Origin of the sequence: Lentzea aerocolonigenes (assembly GCF_000955955.1) — a bacterium.
GTDB classification, from domain to species: domain Bacteria; phylum Actinomycetota; class Actinomycetes; order Mycobacteriales; family Pseudonocardiaceae; genus Lentzea; species Lentzea aerocolonigenes_A.
This window is the reverse complement of record NZ_JYJG01000044.1, coordinates 1-21,528: the sequence shown is the minus strand read 5'-3', so window position 1 is coordinate 21,528 and position 21,528 is coordinate 1. Positions and strand designations below refer to the sequence as shown.

Here is a 21,528-nt window from a genome sequence, read left to right as displayed (position 1 = left end):
CCCCGGACCCGCTGATTAAGAGTCAGCTGCTCTAACCAACTGAGCTAGCGGCGCTTAACTTGTGCCGGAGCATTGCTCGTTCCGACACCAAGAACATTAGCACGAGGCATCCAACGGGTTTTCAGGCGGGGTCGACCTCCTGCGCGAACCCCGTGTGGATCAGCCACTGAGCGGCCGCGTAGGTCGGCATCACGCCTGCCGACGCGATCCGCGCCGCCTGTCCTTTGAGGACGAACCGGCTGGCTCCCAGCAGCGCGTCCGACACCATGAACAGGGCCGCACCACCGAAAACCCGTCGCGCACCCGGGCCGCGCGCGGTCGACGCGGCGGCCACCATCGTGCCGAGCGTCAGGGCGTACAACCCGACCGGTCGCCCCATCGGACCGGCGGCGCGGGCGAACACCGCGGCGCCGGCGGCCGACGCGGCGACGATCGGCAGCACCGCCTTGCGCGAGCCCGGCTGTGATCGCCGTCCCAATGCCACCGCGTAGCCGACGTGGGCGACGAGAAAGCTGACGAGTCCGGTCCGAAATGCCCGGTCCGAGTCGCCGAGCAGCGCCACGTCACCGGCCCACGACCCGGCGAGGCCGACCGCCATGCCCGGATCGCGCGGCGGGACTGCCGTCGCGAGCACGGGCATCAGCGCCGATTTGGTGACCTTGCGCACGTTTTTGGTGCCTCGCAAGGCGGCCAGGAGCGAGTCGGCGACGGCGGCGACCGCGTACAGCTTCATGAGCACTCCTCAGTTTCGAGGCCCACTCTAGACAATCGTTGTCCCGGAGGAGCGATGATCAACCAGGTCTCCGGCGTGCCGCTCGTGAGTGGGCGGGGGACCGGCAGGGCTGATCCTGGGAAACCTGTTGCGCGCCGAGGAGATCGACGCCCTCGTCGTCGAGCGCGCGGGCCGCGAGCAGGTGCGGACCAGGGCCAGGGCCGGGTTTCTCAGCCCGAACAGCGTCCGGGTGCTGACCGAGCACGGCTTCGCCGGCGGACTGCTCCACAAAGGACGTTCGCACGGGGTCTGCGCGTTCCGGGGCGAGGACGGCGAGTTCGAGCTGAACTACGCCGGGCTCGGCCGGGGTGACGCGCACACGGTCTACCCGCAGCAGGACCTCGTCACCGACCTGATCGCCGAGTACCTCGACCGGGGCGGCGACATCCGGTTCGGCGTCACCGTCACCGGCGTGGATCCGGCGACCGCCAGCGTCGAAACGGCGGAAGGTGTTGTCAGCGGCCGGTTTCTCGCCGGGTGCGACGGCAGCAACGGCGTGACCGCGCGACTGTCCGAAGTGGTCGGTCGCTTGACGCTGGTACCCGGCGACTCCACCCGGTCGATCCCGGCCACCGGCGACATCTACCTGCTGTCGCGCGCCCTGCACGACTGGGACGACGAGCAGTGCCGCACGATCCTCGCCACCTGCGCCCGGAACATGCCACCGCACGCCGAGCTGTTCGTGATCGAACGCCTGCTGCCCGAGGGCGCCGACCCCGACTCGCTCGCCATCCCGTGGGACGTCCACATGCTCTGCAACACGGGTGGCCGCGAACGCTCCGAGCCCGACTACCGCGCACTGCTCGCGGACGCGGGCTTCGAGCTGGTCGAGTCGCACCCGTTGCCGCTGGACGCGCACATCATGCGGGCCCGGCGCCGCTGAACCGCCGAGTGCTGCCCGCCGGCAGGAACACCACGGCGGGCAGCACCGCGGTATGGGAAGTCAGCGCCCTTCCAGGTCCAAGTCGGCCATCCTGATCACCCCGCCGTCGGACAGGAACGGACGGCCGCCGTGGTCGATGGTGACCGTGCCGTCCTGTCCCAGGCAGGACCAGTCCAGCTCCAGCCGCCACTCGACGGGCGAGCGCGCACCGCGCAGCGTGGGCCAGATGACGAAGTACTCGGGAGCGCTCGCGGTCACGTGGAAGGGGAACTCGGCGCCGCCGTCGGCACAAGTGCGGTCCAGGCGCAGCGCCTGGCCGGGAACGTCGGCGTCGAAGCGGCGGGCGGGGAGGTCCAGGCCGACGCGGAACTCCCTGCGCGGCAACATCATCGCGTTGGACCAGTACTCCAGGGCGACCTCGCGGACGAAGACCGGGCGCAGTCGCCGCAACACCACCGCCTGCGGGGTGAAGGCCTCCACGAGTACGTGGACCTCGATGTCGGGGTGGCCGCGGACGTCCTCGTACCCGTAGGTCGTGCTCTCCAGCTGCCGGCTGGTGACCGACACGTTCAGCGCGGTCTGCCCCCTGCGGGCCGGTTCGGCGGTGATGTGAAGGCCGCCGTGGACGACACCGACCTGCACGACGTTCTGTGCGCGCACGTGGTCGGCGTTGTTGGAGATCGGGGCCGCCGGCTCGACCAGTTTCCCGTCGATCGGCTGCAGTTCGTCCACCACTACTGCATACACGGTCGTATGTCTCCCGTGTGCGCGGTGGTGGTCAACTCCCCTCCAGCCGTCCGGCTTGGCGAAGGGGGTCACAGGTGCACTACGTGGCGCTTGCCTGCCGTTGCCTGGTCGGCCTGGTCTTCCTGATCTCCTTCTCGACCAAGGTGGCTCCGAGCGCGTTTCGGGCGTTCGCGCAATCCCTGCGCACCATGAACGTCCTGCCGGTGCCCCTCGTGCGGCCGGCCGCCGTCGCGGTGGTCTGCGTCGAACTCGCCGTCGCCGCCTCGCTGGTGTGGACGGCGAGCGCGCGGGCAGGGGCCTTGCTCGCGGCGTTGCTTCTCGCCGCCTTCTCGGTGGCGATCGTCGTGTCTTCGACGCGCAACGCGAACGCGACCTGCCGCTGCTTCGGTGCCGGTGGTGGGCGGTTGGGCGTGCGGCACGTCGTGCGCAACGCCCTGTTGTTCGTGGCCTGCCTGGTTGTTTCGTTCGGGAGCGCCGCGCCTGCGGACCCCGAGGTGGCGGTGGCCGCGGCGGGTGCTGGTGTCATCGCGGCCCTGCTGGTGGTCGGGATGGATCCGGTGGCGGAACTGTTCGGCCGGTCGCGACCGGCGATCTGAGGGGGAGTCATGGCGTTGGCGATCGGGCTGGTCGTGGTGGGGTTGCTGGGAGTGTTCAACCTGCTTCTCGCGTACGGACTCGTGCGCAGGATGCGGGAGCACGCCGACCTGATCACGCGGTTGTCCGACGCGGTCTCCGGACGTTCCAGCGCCGGGTCGATCGCGGCCCCCGGCACCCGCGTGCCCGCGTTCCGGGCGGTGACGGTGGACAGCGACGTCGTCGACAGCCGCGGCCTGGGCGCGTCCACGCTCGTCGGGTTCTTCTCACCGGGATGCGCGCCGTGCGAGGAGCTTCTCCCGCAGTTCCTGGCCACGGCACGCGCGACACCTGGTGGGCGTCAGGCTGTTCTCGCGGTCGTCGTGAGCGACGACTCGTCCGCCGCCTACCTGATTGAACCGCTTCGCGAAGTCGCCTCCGTGGTCGTCGAGGGGCGGGGCGGGGAACTGGGGACCGCGTTCGGCGTGTCCTCCTATCCGGCCACCTGCGAGATCGACGCGACCGGCACTGTCCTGTCGACCCGGCTCGCCGTCGCGGCCGGAGTGTGATGGCAGGCTCAGGAGGTCCGCGCGCGGCGGTCGAGGCGCTGGCCATCGCGGTGCGCGCCGCTCCCTGGCACGTGACGGGGTACGGCGCGCTGACGCTGCTCACGGGTGCGTTCCCGGTGGTCGTCGCCTGGTGCACGAAGGGGTTGCTGGACCAGATCACCCAGCCCGCGCCGGACGCCGCGGCGGCGACGCGGCTGGTCGTCCTGCTCGCGCTCGTCGGGGTGGCCGCGGCGGCCGCTCCGAGTCTCACGTTGTACCTGTCGGCCCAGGCGCGGCGGACCATCGCGCTCGTCGCGGAGGACAGGCTGCACCGCAAGATCAACGAGTTCGCCGGGCTGGCGCGGTTCGAGAACCCGGCGTTCCTCGACCGGCTGAGGACGGCGAGGCTGGCCGGCCCGCGAGCGCCCGCGCAACTCGTCGACAGCGTGGTGGGCGTGACCAGGGCCGTGGTCACCGTCGGCGGGTTCACGCTGTCGGTGTGGATCATCAGCCCGGTGTTCACCCTCGTCGTGGTGGCCGCGGCGGTGCCGGTCCTGGTCGCCGAGATCTCGCTGGCCAGGCACAGGGCGGACACCCAGCACGGGATCGGGGCGTTCCAGCGGCGCGAGTCCTTCTACGGCAGCCTGCTGTCGACGGTCCAGGCCGCCAAGGAGGTCAGGCTCTTCGGCCTCGGCGACCACTTCCGGTCGTTGATGCTCGGCGAGCGCCGGTCCGCGAACGCCGCCGAACGCGTCGTCGAACGCAGGACCGTCTTCGTGCAGAGCACCCTGGCCGTGCTGGCGGCGGCGGTCGCGGGCGCGGGACTGCTGTGGATTGTGCGGGCGGCCGTGCGCGGTGAGGTGACGGTCGGCGAGGTGACGCTGTTCGTCGCGTCCGCGGCGGCCGTGCAGACCGGGCTCGCGGGCGTGGCGATCACCATCGCGATGGCGCACCAGGCGCTGGTGGAGTTCGAGCACTACCGGGTCGTGCTGCGGACCGGCTCGGATCTGCCGGTTCCCGCGCACCCCAGGGCTTTGCCCGCGCTGGGAGCGCGGATCGAGTTCAGGGACGTGTGGTTCCGGTACGCGGAGGACCTCCCGTGGGTGCTGCGCGGCCTGAACCTCACCGTCGAGGCCGGGCGGTCGGTCGGGATCGTGGGCGTGAACGGCGCCGGCAAGAGCACCCTGGTGAAACTCCTCTGCCGGTTCTACGACCCGGTCGAGGGATCGATCACCTGGGACGGCGTGGACATCAGGGACGTGGCGCCGGACGAGCTGCGCCGCCGGATCGGCGCGGTCTTCCAGGACTACATGGAGTACGACCTCACGGTCGCGGACAACATCGGCGTCGGTGACCTCACCGCGGCCGGTGACCGGGGCAGAATTCGGGAAGCCGCCGAACGGGCGGAGATCAACGGCACCCTGGAAGAACTGCCGAACGGATACGACACAATGCTGAGCCGCATTTTCGCGGACCCGTCGAACCCGAGTGCGGGAGTGTTGTTGTCCGGTGGCCAGTGGCAACGGATCGCGCTCGCTCGCAGTTATCTGCGCAGCAATCCCGACCTGCTCGTTCTGGACGAGCCGAGCGCGGGACTCGACCCCGAGGCGGAAAGCCGGGTGCACGAGCGGTTGAGCTCCCACCGGTCCAGTTGCACGAGGGTGCTGATCTCCCATCGGCTCGGAACTCTGCGCGACGCGGATCAGATCGTCGTGCTTTCCGATGGCGTGATCGTCGAACGGGGCACGCACGACGAGCTGATGGAAGGAAAGGGCGACTACCGCCGGTTGTTCCAGTTGCAGGCCAAGGGCTATCGGGCGGAGACGCCGGCCGAACCGGTGTACGGGGTCTGACGTGGGGTGGATCGCCGCGCTGGTCGTCGTGCTCCCGGTGGCCGGCGGCGCACTGTGGGTGCGGAGCCGGGTGCTCGTCGTGCGGGTGACCGGTCAGAGCATGCTGCCCGCGTTCGACGACGGCCAGAAGTTGCTGGCACGCAGGACTTCCCGGGTTCCCGTCGCTGGATCCGTCGTCGTCGTGAAGCCCTTCGACGGCCCGCTTCTCGTCGTCAAGCGCGTCGCCGCGACAGCCGGGGAGGTCGTCCCGCCCGAGGTGGCCGAGCGTGCCGGGCTCGCGCCGGGCGACGTGGTCCCTCAGGGGAGTCTGGTGGTGCTCGGCGACAACGTGGACGCCAGCATCGACTCGCGCACCTGGGGGCTTCTGCCCGCGTCGAGCGTCATCGCCGTGGTGCTGCGGAAAATGGGCGCCCCCGCCGCGAAGAAGCCCGACTGGATGCTGATGGATGAACCGGTACCGATCGGTGAAGGCGAATTCGGTCAATTCGGTTTCCGATTTCGAGATGGCCCGGAGAAGCGTTGACGGACTCGTATGCAGAACATATGCCGAGCCGTTCTAACGTGCTCCACGACCAGCCGCCGCGGCTGGCTCCGAAAGGTGGAACCATGAAGGCAGTTCGTTCACTCGGGGATCGGATCGTCAGCGCTTTCGTGCCGAAGGTCGACGCGTCGGCACTGTTCTACGAGCGCACCATCTGCACGTCCTCCATCGTCTGCACCGTGGGGGGTCGTAACTACAACACCCTCGTGTGGCAGAAGATCCACGACGGCAGCGGTACGGTTGTCGAGCAGGAGCTGCGCGGCTGTTGCTGAGCCGAGCTGGAACATCCCCGTCCGCGGCTGACCAGCCGCGGACGGGTTTCATCGTTGCTGGGGGAGTGACGTGCGTTCGTTGCTGATCGGCCAGCTGGCCCACCGCCGTGGCCGGACTCTGGCGCTGTTCCTCGGAATCCTGGTGGCCACCACCGGGTTCACCCTGCTCACAGGCAGCACGACCACCTCACGGTTGCAGACCGTCGGCGCGGTCGACGCGAACTACCGCGCCGCCTACGACATCCTGGTGCGCCCCAAGGGATCCAGGACGCAGCTGGAGGTCGAGCGCGGGCTCGTGCGGCCCAACTACCTCTCCGGCCTCTACGGCGGGATCAGCCTCGGCCAGTACGAGCAGATCAAGAAGATCACCGGCGTCGACGTCGCCGCGCCGATCGCGATGGTCGGGTACACCTCCACGAACCTGCGCGCCGCGGTGGACGCCACGGACGCCGTCGACAGGTCCCAGGCGACGCAGACGGTGCGGTTGAAGCCGCGCTGGACCGCCGATCGCGGCCTCACCCGGCTCGACGACGACGCCACCCACCTCGCCTACGTGACCAAGCGCGTGATCGCCTGGCCGGCCTGGGACGCGAGTGGCCGGTTCAAGGGCTACGACGACGGCAAGGACCACTCGGCCCAGGTCGCGGTCTGCGGACCCGGCGCACGCGTGGACCCGGTGGAGATCCAGGACGACGGCACCGGCCGGGCGCTCTGCCACGCCGACGGCGCGGGTCCCGGTGCGACCGGGCTGGACGCGCGTGACCGCCAGCGGCTCGTCATCGCACGCCTGCTGCCCGACGGGTCGTTCGACCGGGGGCCCACGTTCCCGACGGGCGAGCACCGGGTCTCTCCCCGGCTGACCGTCGACTTCGAGTGGCCGATGTCGTTGCTGCTCGCCGGAATCGACCCCGAGCAGGAGGCCGCGCTCGTCGGCCTCGACAAGTCCGTCGTGTCCGGCCGCTACCTCAGGGGCGACGAGACCACCGCGCGCGATGGGTTCCGCGGGATGTCGATCCCCGTGGTCGTCCCGGAACGGCCGGCGCTCGACGAACAGCTCGTCGTCACCACCGAGCAGGTGCCGGGGCAGGGCATCGCCGGTGTGAACGCGCAAAGTGCCTACGACAGCGCGCGATCGGCGGCCGGCACACTTGCCGGTGAGTCGCGCATGGACGCCACCGACGTCTACGGCGCGGCCGTGCGCGACGAGCTGCGAGCCCAGCTGTCCGTTGTCGTGCAAGCGGGCTCGCCGAACTACGACCAGCAGCCCGACGGGTCGCTGCGGCCCCGTGACATCGACGTGAACCTGAACGCCGTGTGGGGCAACAACACCGTCGACGGCTTCGCGGTGCCGTGGTTCGCCAAGGACATGGCGAACCGGCCCCTCACGAAGTTCAACCCCGGCAAGCCCGGCGGGGAGCTGTTGTCCGCCACCGCGGCCGGCGTGTTCGACGCGACCAAACTGCGCGGCTTCTCCGAACTCTCCGCCGTCCCGCTGGAGACCTACCACCCGCCGAAGGCCGTTGCCGCCGACGAGGCGAGCAAGCGCGAACTCGGCGACAAACCCCTGGTGCCCAACAGCAATCCCGGCGGATACCTGGCGTCTCCGCCGATGATGCTCACCTCGCTGTCCGCACTGCCGGCCCTGCTGGAGGGGACGCCGCAGGCGAACGCGCCCATCTCGTCCGTCCGCGTCCAGGTCGCCGGCATCACCGGCATGGACGCCGTGTCGCAGGAACGGGTCCGGCTCGCCGCCGAACAGATCACCGTCGCGACCGGGCTCGACGTGGACATCACGATCGGAGCGTCGCCGGCGCCGCAGAAGATCACCCTCGGCGCGGGCGACTACGGCCGCCCGGAACTCCGGCTGGTCGAGGACTGGTCCCGCAAGGGCGTCGCGGTGTCGGTGATCAACGCGCTCGACCACAAGAGCGCGGCGCTCGTCGTGCTGATCCTGGTCGTGTGCGTGCTGTTCCTGTTCAACGCCGTGTCCGCCGCCGTGCGGGACCGTCAGCGCGAACTGGCCACCCTCGCGTGCCTCGGCTGGCCACCGCGCAAGCTCTTCCAGGTGCTGCTCGGTGAGGTCGGCCTGATCGGTCTCGCCGCCGGGGCGGCCGGAGCCGGCCTGGCCACGGCGTTGTCGTCGCTCGCATCGCTGTCCGGGCCCACGTGGCGGGTGCTGCTGGCCATCCCGGTGGCGGTCGTGCTGAGCCTGGTCGCGGCGGTCGTGCCGGCCGCGCGGGCCGCACGCACCAATCCCGGAGCGGGCCTGCACGCGATCGCGGTCCGCGCGCGCCGCACGAGCGGTCGACGGCACCGCACGGTCGCGAGCCTGGCGTTCGCGAACCTGTGGCGCATGCCGGGAAGGACGATCCTCGGAGCCGTGTCGCTCGCGATCGGCATCGCCGGCGCCACCGCGCTGCTGGCCGTGGTGCGCGGCTTCCACGGCGCCGTCGTCGGCACCCTGCTGGGAGACGCCGTGTCGGTCCAGGTGCGCGAGGTCGACCTGATCGCGGTCGCAGCGGTGCTGGCACTCGGCGTCGCCGCCGTCGCGGACGTCCTCTACCTCAACGTCCGGGAACGCGCGGGCGAGATCGCCACGCTGCGCGCGACCGGCTGGAGCACGGCGGCGGTCATCCGCCTGATCGCCTGGGAAGGCATCGGGATCGGGCTGATCGGCGCTGTGCTGGGCACCGCGACCGGCCTGGCCGCGATCGCCCTGATCACCGGGAACGCGCTGACGGCCGCGACGCTGACGGCGGCCGCCACCGGAGCGGGCGCGGCGGTCGTGGCGGCGCTCGTCGCCGCCTGCGTGCCCGCATGGACCATCGGCCGTTCGCCGATCACGCAGAACCTCGGGGAGGAATGAGGATGAACGGCGCGACTGTGTCGATCGACTCGGTGAGCAGGCGTTTCACCAGTGGCGAGGCGAGGGTCACCGCGGTGGACGACGTCTCGCTGGTGATCGAGGCCGGCAGCGTGGTCGCGCTGTCCGGGCCGTCGGGATCGGGCAAGTCGACGCTGCTGCACCTGATCGGGGCGATCGACCGGGCCGACGCCGGCACCATCACGGTGGACGACGTCGACGTGACCACGTTGTCCCGCAAGCAGTCCGCGGCCTACCGCAGCCGCATCGGGTTCGTCTTCCAGCGCTACCACCTGATTCCGACGCTGTCCGTGCTCGACAACGTGCTGGCTCCCGTGCTGCCCCACAAGGTGGACTTCGACGCCCCGGCCCGCGCGGCCGAACTGCTCGCCGCGGTCGGGCTCGAAGATCGCGGGCGCGCGCTGCCGTCGCAGCTGTCCGGTGGTCAGCAGCAGCGCGTCGCCATCGCTCGCGCGCTCCTGTCCCGGCCACGACTCCTGCTCGCCGACGAGCCCACCGGCAACCTCGACTCCAAGACGGGCAAGGAGATCCTGGACCTCCTGGCGGCGTTGCAGGCCCAGCACCCGATGACGATCGTGATCGCCACGCACGAGCAGCACGTCGCCGAACGCTGCGACCGGCTGGTGCGGATGCGTGACGGCCAGGTCGTCGCAGACCTGACCGTCACGCCGGGTTCACCCGGCCTGCTCGCCGACGCGGCCGAACTGCGCAGCTGAGGCGTCGTCCGCGGCGCCGATCTCGGCTCCGTACAACCGGAGCAGCTCGTGCATCCGGTACTCACCCGGCCGGTCGCGCTCCAGCAGGCACTCCTCGACGAGGCAGTCGAGGGCGGCCTCGGCGAGTGCGGCCGGGCCGCCCAGCACCGCCGCTGCCCAGCGAGCGTCGATCGAGTCGCCGTCGAAATGGCTGATGGCACTGAACAACAACGCGGCGCGGCGGCTCAGGTCGTCCGCGTGGTTCGCGATGACGGCGTGGTGGCGGCGCAGCGACTCGCGCACCACCTGCCCGTCCATTCGCAGCACGTCGAGCCGGTCGGCCGGGTCCAGCAGGCGTTTGAACAACGGTCCGGACGCCCACCGGGGCTGATTGGCGATCAACCTGCCCGCGATGTGGAGCGCGAGAGGCAGGCCGCCACACGCCCGCGCGACCGCCGCCGCGCAGGATTCGTCGTGGTGCGCGCCGGAGGTGGTCCTCAGCAGCTCGACCGAAGCCGCCGGAGACAACATTCCGAGCCGGATGCTGACGTCGGGATGCGGATGCCTGATGGCTCTTCGTCCTGTCGCCAGCACCGTGCACGTCCCGTTTCCGGGAATCAGCCCGACGATCTGCTCCGCGCGCTGAACGTCGTCGAAGACCATGAGCAGCCGACGCCCTGCGGTCGCCGAGCGCAGCATCGCCGACGCCTCGGACGAGCTTTCCGGAACCGCGGCGCCGGACCCGAACAGCGCCCGCAACACCCGCCCCAGCAACCGTTGCGGGGAAGCGTTCTCCTCGGCGGAGAGTTCCACGAAGATCTGCCCGTCCGGGAACGCGCTCGCGGCTCGGTGAGCCGCGTGGACGGCCAGCGCCGTCTTGCCACTCCCGCCTGCCCCGGTCACCATCACGATCTTCGGCCTGTGCACCGCGGCACTGCTCGGCGCCAACGCCTCGTCGAGCCACCGGAGCTCGGCCTCCCGCCCGACGAGAGCGGCGACGTCGGCGGGCAGTTCACGCGGAACCCGGACGGCGCCCGTGTCCACCTTGTCCACCGCACGCGTGCGTCCGCTGAGGATGTTCGTGTGCAGCTCACGCAGCTGCGGCTCCGGGTCGACCCCGAGGTCGCGGGCGAGCAGCGCACGCACCTCCTCGTAAGCGGCCAGTGCCGACGACCGGGCACCGATGTCGTCGAGAGCCTGCACCAGCAACCGCCACGCCCGCTCCCGGTACGGGTTCGCCTCGGTGAAGGCGCGCAGGGCGTTGACGACCGAGATGTCGACGCCCAGCCGGCACTTGGCGTCGAGCAGGTTCTCCTCGCTCACCAGCCACTGCTCGCGCAGCGTCCCGGTGAGCGCGTCGAGTCTCGGACCACGGGCAACGCCCTCGAACGCCTCAGCGCGCCACAATCCTTGTGCGCGTTCGAGGTTGAGCACAGCGGTGACGATGTCGCCCCTGTTCAGCGCGGCGTGGCCGAGTGCCGACAGTTCTCCGTAGACGGTGAGGTCGAGCTCGGCCGGTTCGACGGAGAGGCTGTACCCGGTCGCACGGGTGCACAGCCGTTGCTGCGAGGCAGGAAACAACTGCCGGATGCGCGCCACGTAGTTGCGGATGTTGGCCATGCCCGACGCGGGCGGGTTCGCGCCCCACAACTCGTCGATCAGTTCTTCGTGCGTGACAACGAGGTTCGCCTTCGCGAGCAACATCCCGAGCACTGTGCGGACCTTCGGGCTGCCGGCGGGACTTGCCCTGCCGGCGACTCTGATCTCCAGTGGTCCGAGCACGCGAAATTCAACCGACTCCTGCATTTTCCCCCCAGGAAGCCCGGGTTCGGTAGACCCGGGCATGCCGGTGATCGTAAGTCATCGACGTGTTTTGGGGAACGGGCACGACAAGCGGAGTACGGCAAGAGCCCGGATGGACGCACCGCGGCGGTCACGCCGCGCACGTCGCCATCCCTCCACAATGGACAGACTCCGTGGATCACCAGGCCACGGCGCCGTGGCGGTCGCGGAAGGTTCCGGTCGGCCCGTCCGGTCCGATGGTGGCGAGTTCGACGATCGCGTCGGTTCCCTCGGTCACCGTCTGCGGTCCGCTGTGCCCGTTGAAGTCGGTGGCGGTGTAGCCGGGGTCGGCCGCGTTCACCTTCACGTCCGGCAACGCCTTCGCGTACTGCGTGGTCAGCATGGTCACGGCGGCCTTCGACGCCGTGTAGAGCGGCGCGAGGTGCTTCGACTCGACGCGCTCGGCGTCGTGGGTCAGCGCGAACGACCCCATGCCGCTCGACACGTTGACGATGACCGGGCTCGCGGACTTGCGCAGCAGAGGCAGGAACGCGTGCGTGACCCGGACGATTCCCACGACGTTGACCTCGAAGACCGCGCCGGCGTCAGCGGCCGTGATCTGATCGGCGGAGTGGCTCGGCCCAGGCACACCCGCGTTGTTGATGAGGACGTCGATGGCACCTTCACGCACCGCGATGTCGGCTGCTGCCGCGGCCACCGACGCGTCGTCGGTCACGTCGATCTGGACGAAACGGGCGCCGAGTGCGTCGGCGGCGGCCTGGCCGCGCTCCGGATCGCGAGCGCCGACGAGGACGGTGTGGCCGGCTTCGATCAATCGGCGGGCGGTCTCGTACCCGAGGGACTTGTTGGCTCCGGTGATGAACGTTGTTGTCATGTGATCACTCTCGGCCGGTGCTGAGAGGACAACCAGTGCCCTCCGCGACGGTGGGACCGCCAGTACCAGGCATGGCGGCTGTCCACCGGACACACTGGTCGAGTGGACGAGACCCTGGGCACGGCGTTGCGACGCTGGCGCGACCGGCTTTCTCCCGTCGACGTCGGACGGACTTCGCGGCCAGGACGACGTGCGGCGGGGTTGCGACGCGAGGAACTGGCCGAGCTCGCGGGGCTGTCGGTCGACTACGTGGTGCGGCTGGAGCAGGGACGGGCCACGAGCCCTTCGGCACAGGTCGTCGCGAGCCTGGCCAGGGCACTGCAACTGGAACCCGTGGAGCGCGATCACGCCTACCGGCTGGCCGGCCTCCTGCCCCCGCAGAAGGGGACGATCTCCACGCACGTGCCGGCGGGGGTGCAACGGATGCTGGCTCGCCTCGGCGAGTTCCCCGTGGGCGTGTTCAGCGCCGACTGGACCCTGCTGTCCTGGACTCCCGCCTGGGCAGCGATGCTGGGCGATCCCAGCGCGCGCACGCAGGCCGAGCGGAACCTGGCGCGGGCAGTCTTCGCCTCAGGGGCCACCGGTCTCGCGGCCTGGCCCGTGCACCACGACGGCGAGGCCCTCTACGCCGCCCTCGTCGCCGATCTGCGCACGGCGCTCGTCGACTACCCGCATGACCGCGGGCTGGTCGGCCTCGTCGCGGAACTGCGCTCCACCAGCGCGGAGTTCTCCCGGCTGTGGGACGAGGGTGCGGTCGGCCCGCACGTCTCGGCTCGCAAGACCATCCTGCATCCCCAGGTCGGCGAGGTGACGTGCGACTGCGACGTGCTCACCGTTCCGGGCTGCGACATCCGGCTCGTCGTCTACACGGTGGCCGCGGGTTCCGCCGATGCGGAAAAGCTGGAGTTCCTGGGGGTCATGAACGGGGTCGGCTCTGCGCCCGCAGGACCTGGCTCGTTCCCCGCGCCGTGACAAGCGGGGCACGGGCGTTGTCCGCGTCAGGATGGCCGAGCCCCAAAAGACACAGTGGAATGAATGAAAGGCTCGCGCTCTTTGTGAGCACGAGCCTTTCATTCATTCCGTACGCCGCCAGGGACTCGAACCCCGGACCCGCTGATCAAGAGTCGTCGGATTGACCCTGACGGTGGTGTCGCCTGATGGCAGCGGATGCCGTTTCGGCACGTCAGGAGCAAGATCCGGAGACACCGCCTGCCGTCTGGTGCCAGGCTGTGTCGCCGCAGGTCAGGGTTCTCGGGCCCGCCTCGGGCTCGCAGGGAGCGGTCTCTTGCCTGCTGCAAGGCGCCACGCGGCGTCGCTTGACTCCGATGATGCGCCGCTCCTCGGCAGTCGCCCGGCCTGTCTGCGGCGGCCTTGGCTTGAACTGTCACCTGGTGACCATCAGGTGACCGGTTTCCGCAGGGTGCTGTGTCGAATCCCGGGAAATGATCGGAGAGCGTCGTAGGTGAGCAACTAGTCGCCGGCGCCGCGCGATCATCCGAACGACACCGGAGGGACACGTCATGACCGCCACCGCTCCCAAGGCTCCGACTGCACCAGGGGTGCGGTCCTGGTGGGGGATTCCGTATGCCACCGCTGAGCGGTACCGCCGTCCTGTGGTCGCGGGTTTCGACCCGGACCTTCCGCATGACCGCAAGGGTGTCGTCTCCGTCCAGCCTGACAGCGGCGACTGGCTCGAAGCGGACAGCGGGATGGGTGAGGACTGTCTGAACCTGAACGTGTGGGCTCCCGAGCATCCGGTCTCGAAGGCGCTGCCGGTGGCTGTGTACGTCCACGGCGGTGGATTCGAGTACGGCGCGAATACGCAGATCACCTCTAACGCCGCCGGTCTCGTCGCGTCGGGTCGCGTGGTGGGCGTGTCGGTCAACTACCGGCTCGGCGCACTAGGCGCGCTCTCGCTCTCGCAGTACGGCGGACGGCTCGCCGAGGCCAGCAACCTCGGTCTGCAGGACATCATCGCCGCGCTCACCTGGGTCAAGCAGAACATCGCCCACTTCGGCGGTGACCCCGGCAACGTCACGGTCTACGGCCACAGCGCCGGCGCCTACTCCACCTTCGGGCTGCTCGGCGCCTCCTCCGCCAACGGCCTGTACCGGCGCCTGGCGGGCTTCTCCGGCGGGCCCGCTCGTATCGTCCCGGCCTGGTGGGCAGAGGAGCTCGCGCACCGGTTCGTCACCGAACTCGGCGTCGCGGACAACCCCGACAAGCTGATCGACCTCGACGCGACCTCCCTGATGGCCGCCCTGCACAAGGTCTGCCCGACGGACCTCGGCGTCCGCGGTGGGGTGGACAACCAGGCCACCGGTGTCGTCCTGGACACCGGGCAACCCGGCTCGGTGGTGCACGCCCACCCCATGGACGTCCTGGCCTCGGGCGCGCACCGCGATGTCGACATGCTGCTGAGCATGGCCAGTGACGACATGGGCTGGTGGGTGGCGAACGACCTGGACCGGTTCGACCCGCGCACGCTCGGTCGTGTGACCGACGAGGTCGCGGGGTGGCGCATTCCCCGCTCCCGCGCGAAGAAGATCGTCGACACCTACGACCAGGACGGCCACACTCCGGCCGAAGTCCGCGCCGCGGTCATGGCGGACTACCTCTTCGCGCTCCCCGCGGCCCGTGGGGCCCTGGCCCATGCCGCCGCGGGCGGCACCGCTCGTCTCCTGATGATCGGGCCCGCCGAGGGAGCACCCGCCGTGCACGGTGGCGAGATGTACGCCCTGGTCGGCCAGGAACAACCAGGCCGCAGCGCGGACCAGGCCGAGCGTGACACGCGCATCCGCGACATCGTGCTCGACTTCGTCACCGGCGAGCAGACCCGCCTGTGGCCCGTGGTCACGGACCGGCCCACCTCGGGAAGCGTCGGCAACCCGCCCTTCGAGGCCGACGCCCACTACCAGGCGGCCCTTGACCTGTGGGACGGCATCGACCGCCCTTGAGGTCAGCGGGCCGATACCGAGATGCAGAACTTCGCAGGGAACGAACAGAGCAAGGAGCTTGGCATGAGCCATGCCGTACAGGCGACGATGCGGGCCGTCGTCGTCACCCGGCCCGGAGGCCTCGACGCACTGCAGATCAAGGACGTGCCGGTGCCCGTGCGCAAGCCCGGCTGGGTGCGGATCAAGGTGAAGGCGTTCGGCGTCAACGAGTCCGAGGTCACCACGCGCAAGGGCGAGTCGAGCCCGGAAGTCACCTACCCACGCGTGCCCGGCATCGAGGGCGTCGGCGTGGTCGACGAGGCCGACGAGGACAGCGGGCTGCGGCCGGGACAGCAGGTGGCCACGATGATGGGCGGCATGGGCCGCTCTTACGACGGCGCGTACGCCCAGTATGTGACCGTCCCCGCGGAGCAGGTCATTCCGTTCGAGACCGGCCTGCCGTGGGAGGTCGTCGGTGCGCTGCCGGAGATGTTCCAGACCGCGTACGGCTCTCTCGCCACCGGCCTGGGCCTGCGGGCGGGGCAGACGCTGCTGATCCGCGGCGGCACCTCGACGGTCGGGCTGAGCGCGGCCACGATCGCGAAGGACCTCGGAGCCACCGTGCTGTCCACCACCCGTGGCCCGGAGAGGGCCGGGGAACTGCGTGCCGCCGGCGTCGACCATCCCCTGGTCGACAACGGCACGGTCGCCGACCAGGTGCGGGAGCTGGTGCCGGACGGTGTCGACGCCGTACTGGAGCTGGTGGGCTGTTCGGTCCTCGCCGACACCCTCCGCACCGTCCGCCGGCACGGCACGGTCTGCTTCACCGGAGCCCTGGCGGGCCAGTGGACGATCCCCGACTTCAGCCCGTTCATGATCCCCAACGGGGTGCGGCTGACCTCCTACGGCGGGCAGGCCGCCGACCTCCCGGCCGACGTCTTCGCCCACCAGCTCCAGGCCATCGCCGCAGGGCGCCTCAAGGTCCCGGTCGCGAAGGTCTACCACGGCCTGGAGCAGATCCGTGACGCCCAGGCCGACGTCGAGTCCGGTACCAGGCCGGGCAAGCACGTCGTCGTCCTCACTGACTGAACTTTTGTTTTGGCATCAGGAGAATCTTCATGCAGCACAGGACACTCGGCACCCAGGGCCTGACCGTCTCGGCGATCGGCTACGGCTCGATGGGCCTGACCATGGGCTACGGCCCTGGTGACGAGGAGGCGGGCATCGCCGCCATACGCCACGCCCACGAGCTGGGCGTCACCTTCTTCGACACCGCCGAGCTCTACGGCTGGGGCACGGGCAACAACGAGGTTCTGCTCGGCAAAGCCGTGAGCGACTTCCGCGACGAGGTCGTGCTGGCCACCAAGTTCGGCTTCGCACGGACCGAGCAGGGCCTGGGTCTCGACAGCCGCCCGGACAACATCCGCGCGGTCACCGACAACAGCCTGCGCTACCTGGGCGTCGACCAGATCGACGTCCTCTACCAGCACCGCGTCGACCCGGACGTGCCGATCGAGGACGTCGCGGGCACCGTCAAGGAACTGATCGACGCCGGCAAGGTCAAGTACTTCGGCTTGAGCGAAGCCGGCCCGCAGACCATTCGCAGGGCGCACGCCGTCCAGCCGGTCTCGGTCCTGCAGACCGAGTACTCGCTCTTCGAGCGCGAGGTCGAGCAGCTCTTCCCCGTCCTCCAGGAACTCGGCATCGGCTTCGTTCCCTACTCGCCCCTTGGCCGCGGCTTCATCACCGGTACCGCGAAACCTGCGGCAGAGTACGACGCCACCGACATGCGCAGCACCAACCCTCGCTGGCAGCCCGGTAACTTCGAGAAGAACCTCGAAGCCGTAGAGCGGCTCGGCCGGCTGGCCACGGCGAAGGGCATCACCGTCTCTCAGCTCGCCCTGGCCTGGCTACTCGCCCAGGGCGAGCACATCGTCCCGATCCCGGGCACCCGGAGCGCCGCCCGCGTGGAGGAGAACGCCCACGCCGCCGACGTCACCCTCACCGAGGCCGATCTCGCCGCGATCCACGAGATCCTCCCGGCCGGCGGATTCGGCGCCCGCTACCCAGAAGAGCACGCCCCCAACTGGGTCTGACCTCAGCGGCCCGTGGTGTCGCGTGCCGCGAAGGCGGCCGGGGTGAGGCCGGTGCGGTCGCGGAAGAAGCGGCCGAAGTTCGCGGGATCGGTGAAGCCGAGATGGACGGCGACAGTCCGGGCATCCCACCGGGCGCCTCCCAGCAGGCGCCGGGCTTCGAGCAGCCGCCGCTCGTTGATCAGCTCACGCACTCCGTTGCCGGTGGCGTCCTGGGCGGCGCGGCTGAGGGTGCGGACCGAGCAGCCGAGCAGTTCGGCGTAGTCGGCAGCCCGGTGCAGTTCGCGGAAGTGCAGCTCCAGGGCGTCCACGAACCGTCCGTAGGTGTCACCACGGCCCGCGCCCTTGCCGGCCGTCGTGTCGGCGAGGGCGATGCCGGAGGCGTTGGCGAGGCGCAGCAGCAGCGATTCGAGCAGGCTGCGGCGCAGGGCGTGGTGGACATCGAGAGGGCGGCGCCCGAGCGCGCGGTGTTCGTCCAGGAGTTGGAGCGCCGTCTGCTGGAGCCAGGCGGCGTCATCGGGGTGCGGGCTCAGCACGGCGGGGGCCTCGTGCGCGGTGAGCGGGGCCAGGAGACGGGCGGTCTCAGGCATCAGCACTTCCGGCTCGAACAGGATGAACGGCCCGCGGGCGGCACCGGGCGGATGCCAGCACTGCGCGTGCCCGGGACGCACCCACAGCCACTGGCCTGGGGCGATCGTCCGCGTGACGTGGTCGACATCGTGCAGCAGCTCACCCTCGGTGACCAGGATGAGGTAGTGGAAGGTGGCGCGCCCTGGAACGGGCGGGTTCCACGGCCAGTCGTCGTGCTGGGCGAAGAAGTCCTCGACGGTGGTCACCTCAAGCCCGTACGGAGTGCCGACCGGGGGCTGGAACCCGTACAGCCGAACCGCTGCAGGCCCGGCCTGACCGCGCGTACGGGACTGTCGCTTGTGGACCATCACGTGTCCGCAGCCTACTGCCCGTTTCTGCCTGTCTCAGGGAAAGGATGGGCTGTGTCGCCACAACCGCATCGCGCACCCTTCACGGCCTTCGATACCACGTCACTACCCGAGGAAGGCAACGCCCATGAACGGATCGATCCTGCAGAAGACCGCCGCTGACTGCGCCGAGGAACTGCCCGGTGCCCAGCTGGAGCATCCCTTCGGCCCTGACTGGGAGGTCTTCAAGGTGCGCGGCAAGGTGTTCATGCTGATGACCGAAGTCCCAGGGCGTCCCGTCGTGATCCTCAAGGCGGACCCCGGTGAGGCCCTCGTCCTGCGGGAGCACAACAGCCACATCACCCCCGGCTACCACATGAACAAGAAGCACTGGATCACGCTGGAGAGCGGTGAAGGCGTCACCGAGGAGCTCGTCAGGGAACTCGTCACCGACTCCTACCGGCTCGTCGTCGCTCACCTGCCCAAGGCAGAACAGCCCGTCGACCCGCACACCTACGGCGGCGCAACGCGGACGGACCGGTGACCAGCTCCGGGACACCGCCCTCCAGGCAGCCCTTGCCCGTCCAAGCCGTGCTGGCGCGCACGGCCGTCGGCCTCACACCTTCGAACGCACATTCTCGCGGTCTGCAGGGACTTCGGCGGCGCTTGCCGACGATCTGTTCCGAGATGGCTGCCTGGCGGGTGCGCACTTGGTCAGAAGCGGGTTCGTGCAGGCAGGCGCCCACCACGCCCGCGTCTACGCTGGCAACAGAGCCGAGGCAGCCGAACTGGATGAGGGCACCCTCGAATCCAGCGTCGAACGCTGGCTCATCCAGCTCTGGCAGGCTTAGCCCGCCATCGAAGCGCCACGTCCACTAGGACGGCGGCTACCAAGACCACTCCCACTCCGGCCAGCATCACGATCACCGTCACCGTCTGACCGGGAATCACCGGGGGATCACAGGACCTGTCCCCCAGACATTGGGACATGCCGCCCTTGGACGACCACTGCACCTCGGGCACGCGAGCCCTGTCTCTTATACACATCTAGTACCGGTCAAGACGGCGCCCGCAGCCGCCGCCAACGTACGCATCCACCGCCGCCTCATCCATGCCCTCCCGCTGTTCACCACAGTATCCGGCGTGGCCGTACGCGGCTGATTACCCATGCGGTGTGAGCGGTCACGCGTACTCAATCAGGGCAATGATATGGCTGGTCGGGACTCTAAACGACCGGTGTAACTCCCGATCGAGGAAGTGCGCCTGAGAACGCTGGGGATGAGCGACCGCTAAGGGATGTCGTGCCCGCCTCGGTGCTGCTGTGAGCACATGACTAGTACCTGCTGGCGTTCTCGTCTGTGTTCGCGGCCCAGTTGACCTTGGCTCACTCGGCCGATCTCGCGATCGTGCGACAGTTCTGGGTTCTCAACCCGGTGGAGCAGGCCAGTCCCAGGACCTGGCAGCTTCCAATTCAATGCGTTGCGTTGCCGCGGCATGCGAATCGTGATTCGCCTGCCCTCGCGCACTTCAGCAGAGCTGAAATCTGGATCGCGGCGTCCGCTTCAGATGATCGACACGCCTAGTCCTGCTCGTGCAGACACGTTCGAGTGCACTTCCAGGTTGTATGCAGAGGAAGCCGAGACGGTCAGCCGACACCTGACTGCGAGATGGCTGCTTGGCGGGTGAGCACTTGGCTCGTTCGGAGTTGGTGAGCCCTGCCCGGGGTTCGTGCGCCCGCTGGTGGCTGGGGGAGTGACCGCTGAAGGGATGTCGTGCCGCACCTGGCGCTGGTGTGAGCACTTGACCATTGGCTGCTGGCGTTCTCCCGATGTCGTTCTGATCGAGTGGAGGTAGACGGGATGTTGTTCGTCGGTGATGACTGGGCTGAAGGTCATCACGACATCGAGATCATGGACGCGAGTGGACGGGCACTGCTGAAGGCCCGGCTGCCTGAAGGGGTTGAAGGGATCGGTCAGCTGCATGGGCTGATCGGTGAGAGGATTGGGCGGGACGCCGACCCTGAGCAGGTGTTGATTGGGATCGAAACCGATCGCGGCCCCTGGGTGGCGGCGCTGGTGGCCGCTGGCTACCGAGTGTTCGTGGTCAACCCGCGGCAGACGTTCCGGTTCCGCGAGCGGTTCTCGCCCTCCGGTGCGAAGAGCGATGCCGGCGACGCGCACGCGCTGGCGGACATGGTCCGTACTGATTCACACCAGCTGCGCCAGGTTGCTGGCGACAGCGACCTGGCCGAAGCCATCAAGCTGCTGGCTCGTGCGCATCAGAGCATGATCTGGGACCGCCAGCGGCTGGTGGCCAGGTTGCGGGCACACCTGCGCGACTTCTTTCCCGCGGCGCTGGCCGCGTTCGGAGAAGAACTCGCCGCAGCCGAAGCATTGGACCTGCTGGGACAGGCACCAGATCCGGACACGGCGATGAAGCTGTCGCTCGCGAAGATTACCGCGGCCTTGCGCCATGCGAGGCGACGCAAGATCGACGAACGAGCGCGGAAGATCCAGGACGGATTGCGTTCAGAGCAGTTGCGCCTGCCACCGACCGTGCAGCGGGCGTACGCAGTGACTGTGAGTTCGCTCGTCGCGATGATCACCACGACCGTCGAGCAGATCGATTACCTGGAGCAGGAGCTAACCGGGCACTTCCACGAACACCCGGACCGGGCGGTCTACCTGTCCCAGCCCGGCATCGGTGTGGTCCTGGGCAGTCGCGTGCTGGGCGAGTTCGGTGACGACCAGGACCGTTATGCCGGGCCGAAGGCGCGCAAGAACTACGCCGGCACCAGCCCGATCACCATCGCTTCCGGTCGCCGAAGCACTGTCAACGCCCGCTACGTGCGCAACACCAAACTCATCGACGCACTGATGCGGCAAGCGATGGCCGCGCTCGCAGGTTCGCCCGGTGCACGCGCCTACTACGACCGCCAACGTGCGCGAGGGCTCCCACACAACGCCGCTCTATGGCACGTCGGCAACCGCCTCGTCGGGATCCTTCACGGCTGTCTGGCCACCCGCAGCCTCTACGACGAGGCCACCGCCTGGGGGCACCACACCGCGGCCGCAGCGGCCTGATCCCTTAATCCCAGGGATGTCCTCGGGCTCACAAACCATGATCCACAACGCAGA

Annotated in this window: 19 protein-coding genes; 14 read left to right on the top strand and 5 right to left on the bottom strand. The window is 69.4% G+C overall.

The window, feature by feature from the left end; all coding sequences use genetic code 11:
- Nucleotides 1-121: 121 nt before the first annotated feature.
- Nucleotides 122-733, bottom strand: coding sequence for a lysoplasmalogenase (locus UK23_RS08410; protein WP_045310831.1), 612 nt, complete (start codon nt 731-733; stop codon nt 122-124).
- A gap of 88 nt (nt 734-821) precedes the next feature.
- Here UK23_RS08410 and UK23_RS52565 point away from each other — a divergent pair, with 88 nt between their 5' ends.
- Complete coding sequence (locus UK23_RS52565) at nt 822-1,655, top strand: methyltransferase (RefSeq protein ID WP_052684466.1); 834 nt, start codon at nt 822-824, stop codon at nt 1,653-1,655.
- A 60-nt stretch (nt 1,656-1,715) separates the two neighbouring features.
- Here UK23_RS52565 and UK23_RS08400 read toward each other — a convergent pair whose 3' ends face one another.
- Nucleotides 1,716-2,387: a hypothetical protein gene (locus UK23_RS08400; protein WP_196777657.1), complete on the bottom strand. Its 672-nt coding sequence runs from the start codon at nt 2,385-2,387 to the stop codon at nt 1,716-1,718.
- An 89-nt stretch (nt 2,388-2,476) separates the two neighbouring features.
- Between UK23_RS08400 and UK23_RS08395 the strand changes: the two genes are divergently transcribed.
- The 7 genes from UK23_RS08395 to UK23_RS08365 all read left to right on the top strand — a co-directional run bounded on the left by UK23_RS08395 (nt 2,477) and on the right by UK23_RS08365 (nt 9,789).
- On the top strand, nt 2,477-2,998 hold the full coding sequence (locus tag UK23_RS08395) for a MauE/DoxX family redox-associated membrane protein (protein ID WP_045310829.1): 522 nt from the start codon (nt 2,477-2,479) through the stop codon (nt 2,996-2,998).
- A gap of 9 nt (nt 2,999-3,007) precedes the next feature.
- The gene (locus UK23_RS08390; RefSeq protein WP_052684465.1) at nt 3,008-3,544 is read left to right on the top strand and encodes a TlpA family protein disulfide reductase; all 537 of its coding nucleotides are present in this window, start codon (nt 3,008-3,010) and stop codon (nt 3,542-3,544) included.
- Nucleotides 3,544-5,376 carry an ABC transporter ATP-binding protein gene (locus UK23_RS08385; protein ID WP_045310828.1) on the top strand — a complete coding sequence of 611 codons (1,833 nt, stop codon included), beginning with the start codon at nt 3,544-3,546 and terminating at the stop codon, nt 5,374-5,376. The genes UK23_RS08390 and UK23_RS08385 overlap by 1 nt, the downstream gene beginning before the upstream one ends.
- Before the next feature lies 1 nt (nt 5,377).
- Nucleotides 5,378-5,899, top strand: coding sequence for a S26 family signal peptidase (locus UK23_RS08380; RefSeq protein WP_052684464.1), 522 nt, complete (start codon nt 5,378-5,380; stop codon nt 5,897-5,899).
- An 83-nt stretch (nt 5,900-5,982) separates the two neighbouring features.
- Nucleotides 5,983-6,189 carry a hypothetical protein gene (locus UK23_RS08375; protein ID WP_045310827.1) on the top strand — a complete coding sequence of 69 codons (207 nt, stop codon included), beginning with the start codon at nt 5,983-5,985 and terminating at the stop codon, nt 6,187-6,189.
- 70 nt (nt 6,190-6,259) lie between these two features.
- On the top strand, nt 6,260-9,055 hold the full coding sequence (locus UK23_RS08370) for an FtsX-like permease family protein (RefSeq protein ID WP_052684463.1): 2,796 nt from the start codon (nt 6,260-6,262) through the stop codon (nt 9,053-9,055).
- Nucleotides 9,056-9,057: 2 nt separating this feature from the next.
- Nucleotides 9,058-9,789, top strand: coding sequence for an ABC transporter ATP-binding protein (locus tag UK23_RS08365; RefSeq protein ID WP_045310826.1), 732 nt, complete (start codon nt 9,058-9,060; stop codon nt 9,787-9,789).
- On the opposite strand, the gene UK23_RS08360 is transcribed toward UK23_RS08365, so the two are convergent.
- Together UK23_RS08360 and UK23_RS08355 are read right to left on the bottom strand one after the other, a co-directional pair.
- Entirely contained in the window at nt 9,748-11,550 is a 1,803-nt protein-coding gene (locus tag UK23_RS08360; protein ID WP_045310825.1) for an AfsR/SARP family transcriptional regulator, read from the bottom strand. The two genes, UK23_RS08365 and UK23_RS08360, sit on opposite strands and share 42 nt — an antisense overlap.
- Before the next feature lie 199 nt (nt 11,551-11,749).
- Nucleotides 11,750-12,445, bottom strand: coding sequence for an SDR family NAD(P)-dependent oxidoreductase (locus UK23_RS08355; protein ID WP_045310824.1), 696 nt, complete (start codon nt 12,443-12,445; stop codon nt 11,750-11,752).
- Nucleotides 12,446-12,547: 102 nt separating this feature from the next.
- On the opposite strand from UK23_RS08355, the gene UK23_RS08350 reads away from it, so the two are divergent.
- The 4 genes from UK23_RS08350 to UK23_RS08335 all read left to right on the top strand — a co-directional run bounded on the left by UK23_RS08350 (nt 12,548) and on the right by UK23_RS08335 (nt 17,477).
- A complete protein-coding gene (locus UK23_RS08350) occupies nt 12,548-13,417 on the top strand; it encodes a helix-turn-helix transcriptional regulator (RefSeq protein ID WP_045310823.1) in 870 nt (289 codons plus the stop codon).
- A 518-nt stretch (nt 13,418-13,935) separates the two neighbouring features.
- Complete coding sequence (locus UK23_RS08345) at nt 13,936-15,402, top strand: carboxylesterase family protein (RefSeq protein ID WP_330769964.1); 1,467 nt, start codon at nt 13,936-13,938, stop codon at nt 15,400-15,402.
- A 63-nt stretch (nt 15,403-15,465) separates the two neighbouring features.
- Complete coding sequence (locus UK23_RS08340) at nt 15,466-16,470, top strand: alcohol dehydrogenase catalytic domain-containing protein (protein WP_045310832.1); 1,005 nt, start codon at nt 15,466-15,468, stop codon at nt 16,468-16,470.
- A gap of 29 nt (nt 16,471-16,499) precedes the next feature.
- Nucleotides 16,500-17,477, top strand: coding sequence for an aldo/keto reductase (locus UK23_RS08335; RefSeq protein WP_045310821.1), 978 nt, complete (start codon nt 16,500-16,502; stop codon nt 17,475-17,477).
- 2 nt (nt 17,478-17,479) lie between these two features.
- Here the strand turns inward: UK23_RS08335 and UK23_RS08330 are convergent, their stop codons facing one another.
- Nucleotides 17,480-18,412: a helix-turn-helix domain-containing protein gene (locus tag UK23_RS08330; protein WP_196777656.1), complete on the bottom strand. Its 933-nt coding sequence runs from the start codon at nt 18,410-18,412 to the stop codon at nt 17,480-17,482.
- 127 nt (nt 18,413-18,539) lie between these two features.
- Here UK23_RS08330 and UK23_RS08325 point away from each other — a divergent pair, with 127 nt between their 5' ends.
- Both UK23_RS08325 and UK23_RS08320 read left to right on the top strand, forming a co-directional pair.
- A complete protein-coding gene (locus UK23_RS08325; protein ID WP_045310819.1) occupies nt 18,540-18,935 on the top strand; it encodes an MmcQ/YjbR family DNA-binding protein in 396 nt (131 codons plus the stop codon).
- Between the two features lie 1,315 nt (nt 18,936-20,250).
- Nucleotides 20,251-21,474, top strand: a complete 1,224-nt coding sequence (locus tag UK23_RS08320) for an IS110 family transposase (protein WP_045310818.1) — start codon at nt 20,251-20,253, stop codon at nt 21,472-21,474.
- The last annotated feature ends 54 nt before the right edge of the window (nt 21,475-21,528 follow it).